This window comes from Halomonas sp. BMC6 (genome assembly GCF_964204995.1).
In the GTDB taxonomy this organism is placed as follows: domain Bacteria; phylum Pseudomonadota; class Gammaproteobacteria; order Pseudomonadales; family Halomonadaceae; genus Vreelandella.
Genome location: NZ_CAXNSH010000001.1, coordinates 2678482 through 2698634 on the forward strand (window position 1 = coordinate 2678482; position 20153 = coordinate 2698634).

Below are 20153 nucleotides of genomic sequence, written 5' to 3' on the forward strand. Positions count from 1 at the left end.
GTTGATTGTGGACGTTGATACGCTCAGCTACGGACGGTGCGCTTCTCGATACGCTTTTCGAACGTGCCTTGAATGATGCGATCGACATAGATACCCGGCGTATGAATCTGGCTTGGCTCCAGCTCTCCGGGTTCCACAATCTCCTCTACTTCGACAACGGTAATTTTGCCTGCCGTCGCCGCCATGGGATTAAAGTTCTGCGCAGTATGACGATACATGACGTTGCCATAGCGGTCGGCCTTCCAACCTTTGACGATCGCGAAATCGCCTTTGATGGCCTCTTCCAAAATGTAGTGACGACCATCGAATACGCGCACTTCCTTGCCTTCACCAATGGGCGTGCCGTAACCGGTCGCGGTATAAAACGCGGGAATACCTGCACCGCCTGCGCGCATTTTCTCTGCGAGCGTTCCTTGAGGCGTCAATACCACTTCGATTTCGTTGTTTAACATCTGCTGTTCAAACATCGCGTTTTCGCCCACGTAAGAGGCGATGATCTTGCTGATTTGGCGATCTTCCAGCAGTACACCCAAACCAAACCCATCTACACCACAGTTATTGGAAACCACCGTAAGGTCCTTGACTCCGCGACGCTTGATCTCCGCGATCAGGTTTTCAGGAATCCCACACAGACCAAAGCCACCGGCAATCACGGTCATACCGCTTTCGATGCCTTCCATTGCTTCCTCGTAAGAAGCCACACGCTTATCGAATCCTGCCATTGTTATGCCTCACGTTGTTGTTGAGAACGTATCGGTGTTGGACGCTCGTTAAAGTAGTGTAAGCAGCGTTTGCTGGCGTGTCGCGCTATCGCCAGTGTTGTCCTAGATGATATATTTGTTAAGTTTGTTTTTCTTATCAATTCATTTTAATAACTTATAAAGAGATACCATGACCGTCAAACAGCTTCGCGCTTTTTTGGCCGTGGCACAAACGCTGAGTTTTACCCAGGCCTGCGAGCGCCTGCATCTTTCACAACCCGCGCTGAGCCTTGCCATCAAAGGCTTGGAGGACTCCCTAGGCGGCAAGTTGCTCATCCGCAGCACACGGAGCGTACGATTGACCCCGGAGGGTGAGTCGCTTCTACCACTGGCCAAGCACTTGCTGGCGCAATGGGACAATACCGAAGAGCGCCTGCGCCAACGCTTTACGCTCCAGCTTGGGCGGCTCAGTGTAGCGGCCATGCCCTCCTTCGCCAGTAATTTGCTTCCTAGCGCGCTCGTCAAATTTCGTCAGCAGTACCCCAAAATCAATGTCACCGTCCATGATGTCATCAATGAAGACGTCATGGAGATGGTGCGCTCTCGCCAGGTGGAAATTGGTATCGCTTTCTCGCCGGAGGGGGTCGGCAGTTTGAACTTCACCCCTCTTTTTGAAGATCGCTTCGTGGCCGTTGTACCTCGTCACTCGCCGTTGGCCGAGTGCGACACGCTCTCTTGGGAGCAGCTGCTAGCGTACGATTTCATGACGCTGCAACGACCCTCCATGGTCAGACGGCTTTTAGAACAAGCACTCGGCAAACGCCAGATGGCGCTTCCAGTCGCCTTCGAGAGCCACCAGCTCTCCACCGTCGGCCGCATGGTCGCCGAGGGATTAGGCGTCAGCGCGGTACCGTCGATGTGTATTCGACAAATGCAGGAGCTGGGCGCTCGCTGCGTGCCGCTGGTGGCGCCCAGTATCGCGTGTCGCGTGGGAATCCTCACTCAGGAAGAACTCTCCGTCGCCGCCCATGCGTTGCGCAGCGTTTTGCTGGATAACGTCAAAGCACCCTCGCTCTTTGCGCCCTTCTAACGTATTGATACGGTTATGCTGGGCAGCGTGACGCGGATCTATTAGCATTTGTCGTCAAGCGCGTGCGTAGCGACGCTAAACACGCTGTCAGATAGCTGTGAGGATCGTGGTATGCCAATCATTAAAGGGGGCGTTAGCATCGTGCTGCTAACGTTGAACACGCTGTTTTGGGGTGTTCCCCTGATTCTGTTGACGCTGCTGAAGGTCATCGTCCCTGGGCGGCGGCAAAAGGAGTGGCTCCTGAAAGGCCTCTGCGCCGTGGCGCTCAATTGGATCGGCGTTAACTTGTGGTGGATGCGACGCTGGCTGAAACCTAACGTGTCGATCAAGGTACCGGACACCTTGAGCCCAGAGCAGTGGTGGTTAGTGATCTCCAACCACCGAAGCTGGACGGACATTTTCATTCTGTTCATGGCATTGCACCGTCGGATCCCCATGCCCCGCTTCTTCCTCAAGCATCAGCTCATTTGGATTCCTATCGTGGGGCTCGCCTTTTGGGCGCTCGAGTTTCCTTTCATGCGTCGGTTTAGCCGAGAACAGATCGCGCGAAACCCCAAGCTCGCCACCGTCGACCGCGCCTCCACCGAACGGATGTGTCGTCAGGCGCGACATGCACCCATTGCGATCTTCAATTTTGTCGAGGGCACCCGCTTCACCGTTGCCAAACGCGAAGCCCAACAGAGCCCTTTTCAGCACTTGCTGCGCCCTAAAGCCGGTGGCATTGCCCAAGTGCTGAGCCTGTTGGGGGATCAATTGGATGGTATTTTGGATGTCACCATCAGCTATACCCACCCTTCGCCCACTTTCATGGGCTTTTTATGCGGTAAAGAAGCCCCCATTACGCTTGAAGCTCGGCAGCTCGCCATTCCTGAGTGGATGCAGACTGCTAACTACCATGACGAACCGCAGCACAAGGAACGCTTCCACGCATGGATCAATTCACTCTGGCAGGAAAAAGATACCTTGCTAGACCGACTCAGCGACCACGACTAAGCCACTGGCTGACGATGTGCGTACTGGCAAGCATGTTGGCTGGCTGCGCCAGCTCCACACCCACGTCTAGCCAACGCGTGCCCGCGGCCAGCACGGCGAGTGCCATAGGCGGCAACTGGGTCGCCGTTAGGCGAGGCGATACGTTAGGTCAGCTAGCGGCACGAGCCAACGTGCCACTCGAAAGGCTCGAGCGCTTCAACCCTGGCGTCGACCCACGGCGTTTGGCCGTGGGCCAGCGTCTGCTGATTCCTACCCAACAAGAGCGCGCGCCCTCCGGTGGCCCTTACCGCTATCAAATTCGCCCTGGCGACACTTTTTCAGGCGTCGCTCGCCATTTTGGCACCACCTCCGGGCGCATCCAAAGTGCCAATCAGGGCACCTCGCCGACGGCGCTGCGAGTGGGTCAAATCATCAGCGTCCCGCTCAGCAGCACGGTTAGGCCCCCGTCTAGCAGCTCCAGTAGCCCCACACGGAACACTCGTTCTTCGAGCGCTTCCAAGTCGACTTCTGCGCCAACCCCCAGCGCTAGTCTGCCGGCCTCTGCGCGCCGCTGGCCTTGGCCGCTAGAGGATTATCGCGTCGTGCGTCGCTTTGGCGCTGATAGCCGAGGCACTCTACAACCGATGCTACTCGCCACACAGGCAGGCGCACGTGCGAAAGCCGTGGCTCCAGGCGAAGTGCGTTTCGCAGACAGCATGCGCCAGTTGGGCGATGTCGTCATCGTGCATCACGCGGATAATTTGCAGACCGTCTACGCGCTTTGCGAGCAAATTCTGGTGCGTGTTGGCGACCAAGTGAGTACGGGTGACGAACTCTGCGAGGTGGGGCAAAGTAACGCGACACAGCGTTATGACCTTCTGTTCGATTTGCGCCAGGGAGGCAAACCCATCGATCCACGCCAAGTATTGCGCTAACTCAGTATTGCGCTGCCAGGCGCGTCAGCGATACCTATTTATGACTTTCCTAGCGGCTACTTCTAAGCGAGCCGCTGGGAAAGTCTCACTATTTGAGGGGCGTATTCGGATACGAAGAATCGTCACTATCGAGGACGGCCAGTTGCTGTCGGCCACGGCCCCCTTCGATGATACGTAGCCGTAGTGTGCCGCTATACAAGTCCTGTTTGACCAAACGGGTCCGTGCGCGCCAGCCACGGCTACGATATACCCCATCCAGTGTTTTAGCGGCGGCATGTATCTGTTCGAGCCCCAACGGCTGGTTTAACCAAGACGCCAGATGATGGGTCAGCTCTCCGGGTGAAATGAGACTCGCTCCTTCGATTTCGATGCGCTGAAAGACGGTTTGGAGGTCTCCGCCTTGAAGGAAGGCCTGAGGAGAGGCATCCAGCGACAAAACCGTCAACGAGACCTCCTCCTGCACAATGCGGTACAGGTCACCGCTATCTGTGGCACTTTGCGCTTGCGCCGAAAGTGTATACACGATGCCGCCCAGCACGAGCGCCGCCATCCACCCTAACCCGGACTGACTGACGTTTCTGAATAGTGGGGAAAGTCGACTTGGGTGTTCATCTGCAGCAAACACCGTATCGATATAAGAAGTGTCTTCGTGAGCCATGAGACCGTTAACCATTCGTTAGTGGAGATGAACAAGAAACTTCATGTGACGCTAGGGCAGGCAACTGATGGTGAATAGTCGTTAAGTGTCTAGCGCGTAAGCGAATTGTTGGTTCATCTCTCCACTGCTCGCAACCGCTTTCGTTACCATTGAGACACACTGCTTACAAATTGAGACGTTTTGCACAAAACGCTGGGATTCGCTGATAATCAATCCACGACATCGCCATCTGAGAGCGATAGGGGAATCTTAGTGACCATCTCTGAACGTATCGTGCGCACCACCTCCCAACAATTATTGCCGGGCATGACTTGTTTGGATGAGTGGCAACTTCGCATGCAAGCCACCCTCAACTTCGCGACCTGCTTCTCCAAAGAGCAGGTCGCGCGCTTAGCTTGGGACGTGACGACGCACCATTTTGCTGGTTTGATCGGGGTCGTCATGCACTTGTCGCCCCAGCGTATTCTTCGTCAGGCAGCGAGCTTGAGTCAGGGGGATATGGACTATCTAATGGTCGATCTAGTGCTGAACGGAGAGCTACTCTGCGTCACGCCGTTCGGCGAAGTCACCGCCCGCTCTGGCGACATTCTGTTACTCGACCTACTGCAAGAGAGCGCTGTGTGCATCGAGCGGCCCGCCTCGATTCTCTCCTGGATTTTGCCCCGTGCAGCCTGGCTCGAAGAGCCTTCGGCCCTGCACGGCCAAGTCATCAATCATCGCCAGCCCGCTGCTCGATTACTCGGCGTTCATCTCAAGGAACTCATCGCGTGCAGTGACACGTTACATGCCAACGATGTGGCGTTCTACGGCGAGGAGAGTACGCATCTCTTAGTACGCGCCCTCTCCCAAACCCTTGGCAGCGGGACACAGCATGAAAAGGAACACCCGCTACTGGGCCGGCTGTGTCTCTATATCGAGCGTCATCTGCACGATCGCTCCCTCTCACCACTTGCCTTGTCACAACGCTTTGGGCTGGCGCGCGCCTCTCTATATCGGTTATTCGAGCCAATGGGTGGGGTGGCTGGCTACATTCGCAAGCGACGCCTCATCAGAGCACGTCGCTATCTATTGGAACCGCGCTATCGCCATTTACGGATCTCCCAGGTCGCCGATCAGTGTGGCCTGGAGGCCGCGAGCTTTAGTCGGCTGTTCGTGCAAGCGTTCGGCTTGCCCCCTCGCCAAGTGCGTGAACTATGCCTGTCAGCGAAGACGCTGCCTTTCGAAGAGGAAGCCGACATACAGAGAGCCCATTTAGGCTGGTTTCGGCAGCTGTAAGACCTGTGATGGTATGAACATAAAAAAAGCCCTTGCGTGGCAAGGGCTTCTTTCCAATATGACTTAACCTCGATAGTAGCCAGGCGTCACAAACGGCATGGGCGCGACACTCATGGGGAGTTGCTTGCCACGCACCAGTGCATAGACGGTCGTGCCCGGAGCTTCCCACTCCCGAGACACGTACCCCATGGCCACGGGCTTGCCGACGCTAGGCCCGAAACCACCGGACGTTACCACGCCGATCTCTGTCCCAGCTTCGTCGACCAGCAAGCTCCCTTCACGTACCGGCGCTCGCCCTTCCCCTAGCAAGCCAACCCGCTTGCGTGAGTGATCCTTGGCTTCCACTTGGTGCAAAATCACATCGGCGCCAGGGAAGCCCGCTGAGCGCTCTCCACCTCGCCGACGGGGTTTACCAATGGCCCAGATCAAACTGGCTTCGACGGGCGTGGTGTGCGGGTCCATATCGTGACCATACAAACATAGGCCTGCCTCCAGGCGCAGTGAATCTCGAGCGCCCAAACCAATGGCCTCCACTTCTGGCTCAGCCAATAGTGCCTCTGCTAACACCTGACTCTCCTCCGCCGCGACCGACACCTCGAAGCCATCTTCGCCGGTGTATCCACTGCGGCTGATCCACACCTCACAACCCGCCAGCGTGTAACGGCCATGTTGCATGAACGTCAATTCGCAGGCTTGCGGGCAGAGGCGCTGCATCACGTCACGCGCTTGGGGTCCTTGAAGCGCCAGCAACCCCCGGTCCAGTACGTCGATCTGATGGGTGCTACCCAAATTGGCGCGTAAATGGGCGATATCCTGCTCTTTACACGCCGCGTTCACTACCAAGTAGAAGTGATCCCCTGCGTTGACGGCCATCAGATCGTCGAGAATACCGCCGTCAGTACTGGTAAAGAGACCATATCGCTGCTGCCCTTTTTCCAATCCCACCAAATCTGCGGGAATCAGGCTTTCCAGCGCTTCGGCGACCTGCTCACCGGACACCAAAATCTGCCCCATGTGCGACACATCAAAGAGTCCGCAGCGCTGACGGGTGTGCTCGTGCTCTTTTTTCACACCTAACGGATACTGCACCGGCATCTCGTATCCAGCGAACGGCACCATCTTGGCACCGAGCTGAATGTGCAGCGCATGAAGTGGCGTTCGGTTCAGATCAGTCATGGCATGTCCTCTATCAAGAAAGAGAAACGGGAAGCCTGACAAGGCTTCCCGGCTCTAGTACATCGTGCATCGCCTGCTAAGGAGCAGACCTTATTTATCATGATCCAGGGCTTCGCCCGGCAGCACGTCCTTACCTGCAAAATAATCCCGAGTCAGCTTAAAGACAACGGGGGACAGCAGTGCCAAGGCAATGAGGTTGGGAATCGCCATCATGGCATTGAAGGTGTCCGCCATCAGCCAGATAAAGCCCAGCTGTGCAATAGCACCCAGCGGAATGGCCAGCACGAACAACACGCGGTAAAGCATGATGGAGCGAGTGCCAAACAGGAACTGGCAACACTTCTCACCGTAGAACGACCAGCCAAGAATCGTGGTGAATGCAAAGATCGCCAGCGCAATGGCCACGATTTGATTACCAAAACCAGGCAGTGCCGCATCAAAGGAGAGCGCAGTGAGCGAAGCGCCCGCTTCGCCTTCCATCCAGACCGTCGAGGTCAAAATGACCAGCGCGGTGATGGTGCAGACGATGATAGTGTCGATGAACGTCCCCAGCATGGCAATCAAACCCTGGCGGACCGGATTCTTCGTCTGAGCCGCCGCGTGAGCAATAGGCGCACTCCCCAGACCAGCTTCGTTGGAGAAGATACCGCGCGCTACACCGAAGCGAATGGCGGCCATCACAGCGGCACCTGCAAAACCACCGGCTGCGGCCATGGGATTGAAGGCGTAGTAGAAGATCAGTCCAAAGGCATCGCCAATTTGGCCCGCATTGACGATCAGCACCAGCAGGCCAGCAATGACGTACGCGATGCCCATTACCGGCACCAGTTTACCGGCCACCTTGGCAATACGTTTGATACCGCCCAGAATTACCGCCCCAGCGAGCACCATGATGATGACACCGGTCAACCAGTGCGGAACACCGAAGGTGGCATCCATGGCGTCCGCCACGGAGTTGGACTGTACGGTATTACCAATCCCGAAGGCCGCCACTGCGCCAAAGAACGAGAACAGCCCGCCTAGCCACAGCCACTTACGGCCCAAGCCATTCTTGATATAGAACATCGGCCCGCCCACGTGATAGCCGGTACTGTCGGTTTCCCGATAGCGTACCGCCAGCACGGCTTCAGCGAACTTGGTCGCCATACCCACCAGCGCGGTGATCCACATCCAGAACACGGCTCCAGGACCACCGAGCGCGATGGCGGTCGCCACACCGGCGATATTACCGGTACCAATCGTCGCAGACAGCGCCGTCATCAGCGCGTTAAAGGGAGAGATTTCCCCCTCATCGCTTGGCTGAGCCGGGGTTTTATCGGACGGCTTGGCATCTCGGCCTTGCCACATTAGCTTGAAACCCATGCCGAGTTTGCGGATCGGCATCAGTTTCAAGCCAATTTGCAGGTAAATACCGACCCCCAATAGTAGGATCAGCATTAACGGGCCCCACACGATCCCGTTAATGGCCCCTAATAGGCTGGTTAATGTTTCCACGCGACTCTCCTTACCCAATTGATTCATGCATTTGTTATGAAGGTTAGGTTGTTCATCCACTCACCGGCAGATGAAATCACCAAGCGTCTCTACCATAGCGCTTAATTCACGCTGGAAAAACGCATGATGGGTATGTTTTACACCATTTTATAAGAGCGCTTCCACGCCAATGTCGCTTGATGGCAGAGAAAGCTCCCCTTTATGAAACTCACCAGACGCCTGAAACCCAGGAAAAAGAAGCGCCCTTCTTCGCCTTTGGGCGACAATGAAGAAACTTGTTTCCAATAAGAAACACGGTACCATAGGCGCATTCACGCGCGCTGTTGCGCGGGCCGCAGTCGCCAAGGCGAACGACAAACGCTAGTATGCCGTTGTTCTGTCCACTGACTTGAAAAGGAATCACCATGAGCAATCTTCCTGCCAATCTTCGTTACGCCGCCAGCCACGAGTGGGTGCTGGACAACCAAGACGGCACCGTGACCGTTGGAATCACCGACCACGCGCAAGAAGCGCTGGGCGACGTGGTGTTCGTCGAGCTGCCCGAAGTGGGTCAAGCTCTGACGAAAGGTAAAGAGTTCGGTGTCATCGAGTCCGTGAAAGCCGCTTCTGACCTTTATGCCCCCGTCGACGGTGAAGTGGTGGAAGTCAACGAAGCTCTCGAAGACGCTCCTGAAACGGTCAACGAAGCCCCTTATGAAGGCGGCTGGATCATGAAGGTTCGCGTTAACGACCAAGCCTTCGAAGGTTTATTAGACGCCGATGCGTATCAAGCGACGCTGAGCGCCGACGACTAAACGACGTCGTTGAAGCGCCTGCCCTGTTAGCAGGCGCTTCTTGATCGCCTCTGCACGGTTTTTTCATCACGTCCGGAATCTCCCCATGCCTTTTGAATCACGCCGTTTGGCCGAACTGGCCGACCACGATGCTTTTATCAAACGTCATAACGGGCCTAGCCCCGACGATGTCGCCACCATGTTAAAAGCGCTCAACATGCAGCGCATGGAAGACCTGATTGAGCAAACCGTGCCAAGCGACATTCGCCTTGGCCGTGAACTTGACCTCGACGACCCACGCAGTGAAGCGGAAGCGTTGGAGTACCTGAGCCAACTCGCCCGTCAAAATCGTGTCACTAAAAATTATATTGGTCAGGGCTACTACGATACCCATATGCCTGCGGTGATTCAGCGCAACGTGCTAGAAAACCCCGGCTGGTATACCGCTTATACACCTTATCAACCCGAAATCTCTCAGGGTCGCTTGGAAGGCCTTTTGAATTTTCAACAGGTCATCATGGACCTGACCGGCATGGAGCTTGCCAATGCTTCTCTGTTGGATGAAGCCACCGCCGCCGCAGAAGCCATGGCGCTATGTAAGCGTGGCAATAAAAAGAGCAAGTCAAACGCTTTCTTCGTAGCAGACGACCTCTTTCCGCAAACGCTGGACGTCGTCAAAACCCGTGCCGAGTTCTTTGGCTTTGAGCTGATTACCGGCCCCGCCGAGCGTCTTGCCGAGCATGATGTGTTTGGTGCCTTAGTGCAGTACACGTCTGCCAGCGGCCGCATTAGCGACCTCTCGCCGATGCTCAAGGCGGCCCAAGAGCGCGGCATCATGACGTGTGTAGCGACAGATCTGCTCAGCCTGGTGTTGCTGAAAGAGCCCGGCGCGATGGGAGCCGATATCGTCGTAGGTAACTCCCAGCGTTTTGGCGTGCCCATGGGCTTTGGTGGGCCCCATGCCGCTTTCTTTGCCACCTCCGACAAACTCAAGCGGTCGATTCCCGGGCGAATCATCGGCGTCTCTAAAGACAGCCGAGGCAAAACGGCACTGCGCATGGCTATGCAGACCCGCGAGCAGCACATTCGCCGTGAGAAAGCGACCTCGAACATTTGTACCGCGCAAGCGCTGCTGGCCAATATCGCCGGCTTCTACGCCACGTATCATGGCGCTGAAGGGCTACGCAAAATCGCGGGTCGCGTTCACCGCCTGACCACCGTGCTGGCTACCGGCCTGCAGCAGGCCGGCATTCAACTCGCCAACGAGACTTGGTTCGATACGCTACGCCTCACCCAGGTAGACGCCGGCAAAATTCATGGCCGCGCCATGACCCACGACATCAACCTGCACTACTTTGCCAATGGTGATGTGGGTATTAGCCTGGATGAAACAACCACTGCCCACGATGTCGCCGCGCTATTCGATGTGCTGCTGGGCGATGAGCATGGCTTGGCAGTGGCCGCGCTGGACGAGCAGGTCATTGCCGACCAGCTCAGCGGCATTCCAGCGGCTTACCAGCGGAACAGTGACTTCCTCACTCATCCCACGTTCAAGCGCTACCGTAGTGAAACGGAGATGCTGCGCTACTTGAAGCGCCTTGAAAATAAAGATTTGTCGCTGGCCCATGCCATGATCCCGCTGGGTTCGTGCACCATGAAGCTCAACGCGACTAGCGAGATGATTCCTGTCTCCTGGCCTGCGTTGGCCAACCTGCACCCGTTTGCGCCTCGCGACCAAGTAGCGGGCTACCATCAGATGATTGATGAGCTGGCAGCTTTCCTGGTCGAAGTGACCGGTTATGACCATATCTCTATGCAGCCCAACTCGGGTGCCCAAGGGGAATACGCGGGTCTGCTGGCGATTCGCCGCTATCAGGCTGCGCAAGGTGAAGCTCATCGCGACGTGTGCTTGATTCCTAGCTCCGCTCACGGCACGAACCCAGCCTCCGCCGCCATGCTGAGCATGGACGTGGTCGTCGTCGAGTGTGACGCGAACGGTAACATCGACTTGGACGACTTGACCCGCAAAGCCGAGCAGCACAGCGAGCGGCTGTCAGCGGTAATGATTACCTACCCGTCGACCCATGGCGTATTCGAGTCGCACGTTCGGAAAGTGTGTGAAGTGGTTCACCAACACGGTGGTCAAGTGTACGTCGATGGCGCGAACATGAATGCTCAGGTTGGCCTCACTCGCCCTGGCGACTTCGGCGGCGACGTGTCTCACCTAAACCTGCATAAAACGTTCTGCATTCCCCACGGCGGCGGCGGCCCCGGCATGGGCCCGATCGGCGTAAAGGCCCACTTGGCTCCGTTCGTTTCCAATCATGTGGTGACCCCCATCAACGGCGTCAACCCTGAGAGCGGTGCCGTGTCGGCAGCAGCCTTTGGCAGCGCCTCCATCCTGCCGATCTCGTGGGCGTACATCAAAATGATGGGAGCCCGTGGCCTGCGCGAAGCCACCGAGCTGGCCATTCTGAACGCCAACTATATTGCTAAGCGTTTAGAAGCGTCCTATCCGATTCTCTATCGCGGCCAGAACGGTACGGTTGCCCATGAGTGCATCATCGATATCCGCCCGCTGAAGAGCGCATCTGGCATCAGCGAAGAGGATATCGCTAAACGCTTGATGGATTACGGCTTCCACGCGCCGACCATGTCGTTCCCGGTGCCGGGTACGCTGATGATCGAGCCGACGGAGTCTGAATCGCTTTACGAAATCGATCGTTTCTGCGATGCCATGATTGCTATTCGGGAAGAGATTGCGCGGGTAGAGAGCGGTGAATGGCCGCTGGATAATAACCCGCTGGTCAATGCGCCCCACACCCAAGCCGATCTGATGGATAGCGCCTGGGAGCGTCCTTATGATCGTCAGCTAGGCGCTTTCCCCACTGAAGCGGTGATGGCCTCTAAATACTGGCCTTCGGTCAACCGGGTCGATAACGTCTTTGGTGATCGCCAGTTGATCTGCTCCTGCCCCAGTATCGATGAGTATCGCCATTAATCGATGACGTTAGCGCTGTAAATAACGCCTATGGTCTCTCTCATTCAGGGACCAGGGGCGTTTTTTCTTGCAAGCGCTGATCATGAAAACCGTTGAGCAGCTTCTCATAGCGCTTGGGCAAGACGGAGTCTTGGCGGCGAAGAAGATAGAGCACTTCGTTGATCGCTTGCGGAAGCGCCAACGCCTTTACCTGCCGCTGCCAGGGTGACGTTTCGAGCACTAAGCGCGAGACCACCGTAAAGCCCAGCCCCCTCGCCACGGCATCCAACACCATGCTGACTTCGTTGGTGAACCCCTGGTGGCGAAAGTGCGTCATGGAGCGAAACTCATCGGGATAGTTGGCTCGCAACAGCGCATTGGCGTGATTGATGCCATCGTAGTAATTGATGAAGCCAATGCCCATCAGCTCCGACAGCGTGCTGCCTGCAAAATCGGCAGGCACGACCAAGCAGAGTGGCTCTTTATGCCACACCGTACAGGTGAGTTCCGGGTGATTGACCTGCTCGGTCACGATACCGATATCGTAGCGGCCTTCAAGCAGGTCGTTGACGATCTCATGGTTGAACGCAAAGCTATAGTTGACCGTGAGATTAGGGTGCATTTGCTGCTGCCCCAAAATGTAGGGGTAGAACATCAGCCCGACGCTACCGGGAGAGGCGATTCGGCACTCGCCGCTGTCCAGGGAATCGTCATCTAAGCCATGGCGAAACTGCTCATGTTCGGCGAATAGCTTCAACGCGTAATCGTAAGCACGGCGCCCCGATTCGGTTAGCGTAAAACTTCTGCCACGGCGCTCTAACAGCGTTTTGCCAAGATAGCTTTCCAACTTACGAATATGCTGGCTAACCCCAGGCTGCGTCATCTCTAGACGACGCGCCGTCCGTGTGAAACTGCCGGTTTCCACTAACGTTATAAACGTCCGAAAATATTGGGCATTAAACATAGGGTTTGAGCAACATCCTCATTATCCATCATCGTAAGACGCTGATATGGGTCGCTAACGTCACCATCCCGACCCGCCTACCGTGCGCACTTGCAGGCCCCTAGAGTAGCACAAACGCTACCAAGACGGTCGCTTAGCCCCATTGCTGAACCGCACCCAGCAGCGTGCTAGTATGCAGTTTCGTTACGAACACTCTTAGGGATAGCCAGACTAATGACGCAGACCCCAGCGCCTCGTGCCACGATTTCCAGCATTATTTCTCCTGAAGGCAGCCTCGAAGTTCTTTCACAGCATGAGGTCAACCGGCTCAAGAGCACGTCCAAAAGTGGTTTGCACGATTTATTGCGCCGATGCGCGCTTGCCGTCCTCAATTGCGGCAGCCCTACCGATGACAGCTTGGCCATCCTGGAAGCCTACAAAGATTTTGACATCGAGGTACTGCAACAAGATCACGGCATTCGGCTGAAACTCACCAATGCGCCCGCAGAGGCCTTCGTAGACGGACGCATGATTCGCGGCATTCGTGAACATCTCTCGTCGATCATTCGCGATATCGTGTATGTCTATAACGAAATTCAACACCACAACCGTTTCGACCTGACTACGGGCGAAGGCACGACCAACGCGGTGTTTCACATTTTACGCAAGGCAGGCACCCTCAAACCGGGCCGCGACCCAAGCCTCGTAGTGTGCTGGGGCGGTCACTCCATTTCCCGCGAAGAGTACGAATATACCAAGGATGTGGGTTACCACCTGGGCCTGCGCGATCTGGACATTTGCACTGGCTGCGGCCCTGGAGCCATGAAAGGACCCATGAAGGGCGCCAACGTGGCGCATGCCAAACAGCGGCGTAAAGATGGCCGCTACTTGGGCATTTCAGAGCCTGGCATCATCGCCGCCGAAGCGCCCAACCCTATCGTCAACGAACTCGTAGTCATGCCAGATATCGAGAAGCGTCTGGAAGCGTTCGTCCGCCTGGGCCACGGCATCATCGTCTTCCCTGGCGGCGTGGGTACCGCCGAAGAGATCCTCTACCTACTAGGTATTCTGTTGCACCCCAGCAACCAAGAGATTCCCTTCCCTCTCATCTTCACCGGTCCAGCGAGCGCATCCGCCTACTTCCAAAAAATCGATGAATTTCTGGTGTACACCCTGGGCGAAGAGATTCGCCGCTACTACACCATCATTACCGGCGACCCAGTGGCCGTGGCCCGCAAAATGCGCGACGGTATCGACCAGATCGCCGATTTCCGCCGCCAGCATCAGGATGCCTTTTACTACAACTGGCGCTTGACCATTGCCCGCGAATTTCAGGCCCCCTTCGAGCCTACCCACGAAGCAATGCGCGGTCTAGCGCTGCACCGTCAGCAACCCACGCATGAACTAGCGGCCAATTTGCGCCGCGCCTTCTCGGGCATCGTGGCGGGTAACGTCAAGGAACCCGGCATCCGCGCCATCGAAGCGCATGGCCCCTTTGAGCTCACTGCCGAACCGGAGCTCATGCAGCGGCTGGATGCTCTGCTGAGTTCGTTTGTTGCCCAAGGCCGCATGAAGCTGGATGGCCAGCCCTATACGCCCTGCTACGTTCTGAAATAGCCTTAACCACCTGGCAGGCACTTCAGTGCCTGCCTGAGAGTCCATGCCGTGATCATTGCACTGCTTACGCTTGTCATTGCGGGCATCATCAAAGGCGCGATTGGTTCCGGCGTGCCGGTGGTGGTCGTGCCAGTGTTGACCATGCTTTACGACGTCAAACTGGCCATTGCAGTCTTGGTCGCCCCTAATCTGTTCAGCAATGCCCTTCAGGTATGGCAATACCGCACCCATCTGTTGCCTTGGCGTTTCTTGATGGCATTTGCCATGGCCGGTGGCGCTGGTATCGTTTTGGGCACCTGGGGCCTTGTCGTCCTGGCACCGGAGTACCTGTCGCTGGGGGTCGCAGGCGCCATTGTGCTGTACCTAGCCGTCAAGCTCTCGCGACGAGCGACCGCATTGCCTTTATCCATGGCCGAGCGCATCGTCCTACCCGTCGGGGTGTTAGCTGGCGTGTTACAGGGCGCTGCCGGCATGTCGGCCCCGGCATCGGTCACGTTCTTGAACGCCATGCAGCTGGAGCGCCGCGTCTTCATCGGCTCCATTTCGGTGTTTTTCGTCGCGATAACGCTGGTACAAATTCCCGCTCTTCTCAGCGCAGGCATCCTCACAGCTGAGCGCTTCGTCTACAGCCTGGGGGCGCTAATGGTGATTCTTGTCGGTATGCCTTTAGGCGCTCGCTTAGGACAGCGCCTGCCGCACCGCTGGTTCGACAATATGATCATGTGCTTGTTAGCCAGCATTGCCGTGAAAATCATCGTCGACGCATGGCTGGCATGATCAACGACCGGGCCTCTGCACGATGGCTCATTAACCGCTACACTGAACCGACACATCGCGCCGCAGACATTGGCGTGCAGACGATGCGTATCACGTATTGACAAGGAAAGGAGCACGACATGGAAATGATCGACCAACTGCAAGATGGCAAAACCAAAGCTTTCGCCAAGCACTGTTTCGAGCGCTACTCTCCCGAGGAACTCAACAGCGCGGCAGAAGGCGCGCCAGATCAAGCGGAAATGGAGCACTGGGGCATCACTGCCGGACAGTGGGAAGAAGCCGTTGCAGCAGCGCTCGCCGATCACAAAGCGCAAGGGTAACATCGCATGCGGTTACGCTTGGCTGATGAAGGAACATCAAGCAGGCGGGTCAGTCAAAAATACAGATTCGGCGCAATGGAACGTAAGCGTTCATTCCACGACGTTCTGCCACCCTGCTGAAAATCGCCCTACAGTAACCTCACACTTTCCAACACGAGGTTACCCCCATGAGAAAGCACCGCACACCCGAACAGTGGCAGGCTCTGGTCAATCAGCAGCGTGACAGTGGTCTGTCAGCTTCGAAGTTCTGCAAACAAGAGAACATCGGCTACGCCAGTTTCTGTAACTGGCGCAAGCGCCTGTCCGATCAGGCGGCCGGTGACTCAGCGGATTCCGGCGAAGCCGGTTTTCTGGACCTGTCCTCTCTGATGGGTGCGGCGCAGTCCGGCCCAGGCTGGAACATTGTGCTGAGCCTGGGCAACGGCGTCGAACTGCGGCTGAGCCAGAACGGATGATCGGGCTCGATAGCCAGGCGCGCATCTGGCTGTGCACCGAGCCCACCGACATGCGCAAATCGTTCCGGGGCCTGAGCGCCCTGGTTCGGAATCAATTGAAGCACGACCCCCTCAGCGGTCAGTATTTTGTCTTCGTCAATCGCCGTAAGACCCAGATGAAGATGCTCTACTTTACCGCCACCGGTTACTGTCTGTGGGCCAAGCGCCTGGAGCAGGGCCAGTTCCGGGTGCCGTTATCCGCCTCCGGTCAGCGAACCCTGACCCTGACGGATTTGCAGCTGCTGATTGACGGCATTGAGGTGCAGAAATACCGCCAGTTCAAGCGTTTTCGAGGGGTATAGAAGACAGAGTTCCGGTATAATATCGGCCATGAATTCAACGGCTTCAGCTTCTTCTCCCGGTACACTTTCCTCCTCGGCTCTGGCCGAGGAGAATGCACTGTTGCGGGAGCAGTTGGAGGCCCAGGCGGAATCCATTCGGCAGTTGAAACACCAGTTAGACTGGTTCAAGAAGCAGCTGTTCGGCCCCAAATCCGAGAAGCAGGTGGTCGATCTGCCCGGGCAGGACAGCTTGTTCCAGCCAGAGGAGGCACCGCGACCGGAACAGCCTGCCGATGAAGAAAAACGCACTATTAAGGCTTACCAGCGCGGCACCGGCAAGAAGCAGCGGGACGACGATTGTCTGAACGACACTGGCCTGCGCTTTACTGCCGGGGTGCCGGTGGAAGTCATTGAACACCTGCCACCGGAGCTGACCGGTCCGGACGCCGACCAGTACGACATCATTGGCACTAAAACGACTTATCGCCTGGCCCAGCGCGCCTCCAGCTATGTGGTGCTCAAATGCGAACGCCCGGTGTTCCGTCGTAAGGGCACTGACTCAAAACCTGTGACGACGCCAGCCCCGTTCAACGTGCTGGACAACAGCCTGGCCGATGTCAGCCTGCTGGCCGGGTTGCTGGTGGACAAGTTCCAGTTCCACCTGCCGCTGTATCGCCAGCACCAGCGCATTCAACAAGCGGGTATTACCCTCAGCCGCAGCACCCTGACGAACCTGGTGAAGCGGGCCATCGACCTGCTTCGGCCCATTGTGGACGCCCAGACCGACAACGTGCTGCGCAGCCGGGTGCTGGCCATGGACGAAACACCCATCAAAGCGGGCCACCAGGGCCGGGCAGGCCCGCAGAAAGGCAAGATGAAAACAGGCTGGTTCTGGCCCCTATACGGTGATGACGACGAAGTGGTGTTTACCTACTCGAACAGTCGGGGCCGACTGCACATCGAGCAGGTTCTGAACGACCAATTCAGTGGCACTCTGATCAGCGATGGTTATGCCGCATATGCCCGCTATGCCGCGGCCCAGAAAGGTATTACTCATGCTCAATGCTGGGTGCATAGTCGCCGTTGCTTCGTTGAGGCCCAAAAGGATCATCCTGAGAAGGCCACCGAAGCCCTGCAACAGATCGCGAAGCTGTACCAGATTGAAGATACCATTAAGGAAAAGGAGCTCACCGGCGAGAAGAAGCGCCAATACCGGCTGGACCATGCGAAGCCGGTCGTCAGCGGCTTCTTCCAGTGGTGCCGGGATCAGTTGGCACAAGGCGGCCTCGTGCCCAGCGACCCGCTGACCAAGGCCCTGAACTACGTGCTCGGTCGCGAAGCGAGCCTGACCGTGTTCCTGGAAAACCCGGACGTGCAGCCAGACACCAACCACCTGGAACGGGCGCTACGCCCCATTCCAATGGGCAAGAAAAACTGGATGTTCTGCTGGACCGAACTGGGCGCGGAACACCTGGGCATCATCCAGAGCCTGATCAGCACCTGCAAGCTGCACGATATTAACCCCTACACTTACCTGGTGGACGTGCTGCAACGCGTCAGTCAGCATCCCGCCAGTGAAGTGGCGAACCTGACTCCGCGGCGCTGGAAAATCCGGTTCGCCGAGAATCCGCTACGGGCTCTGATCGATCCCCGTCATCCGGACCGACAAGCCACGCAACTCACACCGGTGGAGGTCGTCCATGCGCATTGAGGACATGAGCATCGACGAGTTGCTGGAACTGAACCAGTACATCTGCCAGCGCATTGATGAACTGCAAGAACAGGAAACCCTGCAAGCCTTGAGTCGGTTGCGGGTTGGTCTGAAAGTGACCTTCGAAGGCCGAGAAGGACCGGTGTTGGGGATCGTCACCAAGATCAACCGCAAGAGTGTGATCGTGCTGGGCGAGGAAGGCAGGAAACAGTACAAGGTCTCGCCGGAGTTACTTAGGCCTCTGCGTGACGTGAAGTAGGTCAACTACGTCGTAGGATGAACGCTTACAATGGAACTAGGAGGTTCACATGAGAAAATGGATAGTGATGGCCCTCTTCAACTGGCTTCGCAAGCCAGCTAATCGTCAAAAGGCCAAAGCTGCCTGGAACGACTTACGCGGTCAACAAAAGCGCCCTTCGGGTGCGTCGTCGCCGTCTTCAAGCCGCAATGCTTCACGACACCCCCATTCTTCCCGCGACCACCGCCGGTAACTAATATAAGTCTGGCCTTGAGAAAGGCCAGTTTTTATCCGTGACACGACACAAAAAAGCCGCTTCGATGAACGAAGCGGCTTTTCAGTATTGGTCGGAGTGACAGGATTCGAACCTGCGACCTTTGCAACCCCATTGCAACGCGCTACCAAGCTGCGCCACACTCCGATGTCTTCTTGGCATTTGCCTCAAGACGGTGCGTCAATAAAAACAACCACTTATATGAATTTCAGCACCGGAAGGCTCAACACGCCACCAAATTATAATTGCCAAAAAACTGGATCCATTGTGGATCCACGGCCTCAATTGTCTCAAAAATGTGTTGGTTTGGATCCATAGTGGATTCATGGATCCACACGTAAGCCTTTGATTTTTGGATAAAGATTAGAGACTGCCTGATTTCAGAGAAAAACAGCCATTTTTATCCCAAAATGACTGTTGCAAGGGGCTAATTACTTCCATAGAAAAAGGCGGCCTCCGCCGCCCTTATGTATGGAGAGCGTGACTTCTACATAGAGGCGGCGGATTGATTCATGATGGTCTGAAAGCCTTGATGAAGACCTTTGATTTCCGCCTCAGTCAACGCAGGGTCTTCATGATTGGTCGAAGAGCGCCATACTTGTAGAAGAACACGCTCATTCTGAGTGGTTGGCTCCCCCAGAACCTCTACGATGTCGAGGTAGGCGTCACCCATGTATTCGCTCAGAGCCATACGCATCAAACGAGCGCGGTCGACATTCAGTGCATCGGCCATCTTTTTCACTTTATCGAGAGGCAGCTTGGTTCTGCCCTTCTTGATCATGCTGATGACGTTTGCATTGGCATACCCAACGCGACCAGCGATGTCTTGATTGGTGAGATCCAGGTCAAGTTGACGCTCGATGATCAGGTCGGTGACTTTTTTGATTTCAGCCATGATGTCTCTCCTTGGATTGACAAAAAAATTTTTTTAACCCTCTGATGACTCTATTCTTATAGTAAGCTGTTACTGAGTCAAGCAGTGGTTACTTACTTTTTTAAAATTCATGTTTTTTTATTAGGTGAGCGAGAAGAGAAGGTGTGCAATTTAGCCCCGTTTACCCTTTATTAACAGTTACTTACCTAACAAACATATTTTGCTTGCCATGCTCGCTTTGACCGCTTAGTATAAGCGCGTTCGTAAGCCACCGCTTACTTATCTACCTAATAGGTTGCATGGAGATTCAAACCTATGTCGAGCGCACACGAGACAATTGATCAGGATCGGTTTTGCGAAATGCTAGAGGAGGCTGTCGAGGTCGTCGACCTCTTGGATGGCGGTCAATTGCTCAAAATGCCCTCGGGAAAAGTGGCTCACTTTAGCCCCATATCCGGCACAGGTAGTGTGTTCACCCTGTAAGTTCTGCAATCAGATATGAAATAGGACTGCGCTACTACGCCAGTCCTATTTTTTTTATCATCTTAATAAGTAAGTAATTACTTAAAC

Annotated in this window: 20 protein-coding genes and 1 tRNA gene; 13 read left to right on the forward strand and 8 right to left on the reverse strand. The window is 55.9% G+C overall.

The features are described from left to right. Positions 1–23: 23 nt before the first annotated feature. The gene (locus AB6K10_RS12880) at positions 24–722 is read right to left on the reverse strand and encodes a CoA transferase subunit A (protein ID WP_159342248.1); all 699 of its coding nucleotides are present in this window, start codon (positions 720–722) and stop codon (positions 24–26) included. Positions 723–891: 169 nt separating this feature from the next. Here AB6K10_RS12880 and AB6K10_RS12885 point away from each other — a divergent pair, with 169 nt between their 5' ends. Beyond that, positions 892–1791: a LysR family transcriptional regulator gene (locus AB6K10_RS12885; RefSeq protein ID WP_339118887.1), complete on the forward strand. Its 900-nt coding sequence runs from the start codon at positions 892–894 to the stop codon at positions 1789–1791. Positions 1792–1902: 111 nt separating this feature from the next. Continuing rightward, a complete protein-coding gene (locus AB6K10_RS12890; RefSeq protein WP_159342249.1) occupies positions 1903–2784 on the forward strand; it encodes an acyltransferase in 882 nt (293 codons plus the stop codon). Here AB6K10_RS12890 and AB6K10_RS12895 read toward each other — a convergent pair. After that, positions 2768–2899: a hypothetical protein gene (locus tag AB6K10_RS12895; RefSeq protein WP_285263369.1), complete on the reverse strand. Its 132-nt coding sequence runs from the start codon at positions 2897–2899 to the stop codon at positions 2768–2770. The two genes, AB6K10_RS12890 and AB6K10_RS12895, sit on opposite strands and share 17 nt — an antisense overlap. On the opposite strand from AB6K10_RS12895, the gene AB6K10_RS12900 reads away from it, so the two are divergent. After that, the gene (locus tag AB6K10_RS12900) at positions 2862–3698 is read left to right on the forward strand and encodes a LysM peptidoglycan-binding domain-containing protein (protein WP_339119621.1); all 837 of its coding nucleotides are present in this window, start codon (positions 2862–2864) and stop codon (positions 3696–3698) included. The two genes, AB6K10_RS12895 and AB6K10_RS12900, sit on opposite strands and share 38 nt — an antisense overlap. Positions 3699–3786: 88 nt before the next feature. Here AB6K10_RS12900 and AB6K10_RS12905 read toward each other — a convergent pair whose 3' ends face one another. Continuing rightward, complete coding sequence (locus AB6K10_RS12905) at positions 3787–4356, reverse strand: POTRA domain-containing protein (RefSeq protein ID WP_339118888.1); 570 nt, start codon at positions 4354–4356, stop codon at positions 3787–3789. A 252-nt stretch (positions 4357–4608) separates the two neighbouring features. Here AB6K10_RS12905 and AB6K10_RS12910 point away from each other — a divergent pair, with 252 nt between their 5' ends. Continuing rightward, positions 4609–5631, forward strand: a complete 1023-nt coding sequence (locus AB6K10_RS12910) for an AraC family transcriptional regulator (protein ID WP_339118889.1) — start codon at positions 4609–4611, stop codon at positions 5629–5631. A 63-nt stretch (positions 5632–5694) separates the two neighbouring features. Here AB6K10_RS12910 and gcvT read toward each other — a convergent pair whose 3' ends face one another. Then, the gene (gene gcvT / locus AB6K10_RS12915) at positions 5695–6807 is read right to left on the reverse strand and encodes a glycine cleavage system aminomethyltransferase GcvT (protein WP_339118890.1); all 1113 of its coding nucleotides are present in this window, start codon (positions 6805–6807) and stop codon (positions 5695–5697) included. 90 nt (positions 6808–6897) lie between these two features. Continuing rightward, complete coding sequence (locus AB6K10_RS12920) at positions 6898–8301, reverse strand: sodium:alanine symporter family protein (protein ID WP_159342254.1); 1404 nt, start codon at positions 8299–8301, stop codon at positions 6898–6900. A 404-nt stretch (positions 8302–8705) separates the two neighbouring features. Here AB6K10_RS12920 and gcvH point away from each other — a divergent pair, with 404 nt between their 5' ends. Beyond that, positions 8706–9095 carry a glycine cleavage system protein GcvH gene (gcvH, locus tag AB6K10_RS12925; protein WP_159342256.1) on the forward strand — a complete coding sequence of 130 codons (390 nt, stop codon included), beginning with the start codon at positions 8706–8708 and terminating at the stop codon, positions 9093–9095. A gap of 85 nt (positions 9096–9180) precedes the next feature. After that, positions 9181–12075 (forward strand): aminomethyl-transferring glycine dehydrogenase, encoded by a 2895-nt coding sequence (gene gcvP, locus AB6K10_RS12930; RefSeq protein WP_339118891.1) that lies wholly within the window; start codon positions 9181–9183, stop codon positions 12073–12075. 40 nt (positions 12076–12115) lie between these two features. Here gcvP and AB6K10_RS12935 read toward each other — a convergent pair whose 3' ends face one another. Then, positions 12116–13018, reverse strand: coding sequence for a LysR family transcriptional regulator (locus AB6K10_RS12935; RefSeq protein ID WP_253016314.1), 903 nt, complete (start codon positions 13016–13018; stop codon positions 12116–12118). A 213-nt stretch (positions 13019–13231) separates the two neighbouring features. Between AB6K10_RS12935 and ppnN the strand changes: the two genes are divergently transcribed. The 7 genes from ppnN (at position 13232) to AB6K10_RS12970 (ending at position 18456) form a co-directional block, all read left to right on the forward strand. After that, complete coding sequence (gene ppnN / locus AB6K10_RS12940; RefSeq protein WP_339118892.1) at positions 13232–14614, forward strand: nucleotide 5'-monophosphate nucleosidase PpnN; 1383 nt, start codon at positions 13232–13234, stop codon at positions 14612–14614. Between the two features lie 48 nt (positions 14615–14662). Next, positions 14663–15391: a sulfite exporter TauE/SafE family protein gene (locus AB6K10_RS12945; protein ID WP_159342260.1), complete on the forward strand. Its 729-nt coding sequence runs from the start codon at positions 14663–14665 to the stop codon at positions 15389–15391. Positions 15392–15510: 119 nt separating this feature from the next. Then, positions 15511–15711 (forward strand): hypothetical protein, encoded by a 201-nt coding sequence (locus tag AB6K10_RS12950; RefSeq protein WP_159342261.1) that lies wholly within the window; start codon positions 15511–15513, stop codon positions 15709–15711. Between the two features lie 167 nt (positions 15712–15878). After that, on the forward strand, positions 15879–16166 hold the full coding sequence (locus AB6K10_RS12955; RefSeq protein ID WP_016915086.1) for a hypothetical protein: 288 nt from the start codon (positions 15879–15881) through the stop codon (positions 16164–16166). Further along, positions 16163–16507, forward strand: coding sequence for an IS66 family insertion sequence element accessory protein TnpB (tnpB, locus tag AB6K10_RS12960; RefSeq protein ID WP_044630870.1), 345 nt, complete (start codon positions 16163–16165; stop codon positions 16505–16507). Before AB6K10_RS12955 ends, tnpB begins: the two co-directional genes overlap by 4 nt. A gap of 28 nt (positions 16508–16535) precedes the next feature. Then, a complete protein-coding gene (locus tag AB6K10_RS12965) occupies positions 16536–18197 on the forward strand; it encodes an IS66 family transposase (RefSeq protein ID WP_339118472.1) in 1662 nt (553 codons plus the stop codon). Further along, positions 18187–18456, forward strand: coding sequence for a hypothetical protein (locus AB6K10_RS12970; protein ID WP_062375866.1), 270 nt, complete (start codon positions 18187–18189; stop codon positions 18454–18456). The genes AB6K10_RS12965 and AB6K10_RS12970 overlap by 11 nt, the downstream gene beginning before the upstream one ends. Before the next feature lie 323 nt (positions 18457–18779). On the opposite strand, the gene AB6K10_RS12975 is transcribed toward AB6K10_RS12970, so the two are convergent. Together AB6K10_RS12975 and AB6K10_RS12980 are read right to left on the reverse strand one after the other, a co-directional pair. Then, a tRNA-Pro gene (locus AB6K10_RS12975) sits at positions 18780–18856 on the reverse strand. A gap of 340 nt (positions 18857–19196) precedes the next feature. Continuing rightward, positions 19197–19604: a helix-turn-helix transcriptional regulator gene (locus AB6K10_RS12980; RefSeq protein WP_339118893.1), complete on the reverse strand. Its 408-nt coding sequence runs from the start codon at positions 19602–19604 to the stop codon at positions 19197–19199. Between the last annotated feature and the right edge of the window lie 549 nt (positions 19605–20153).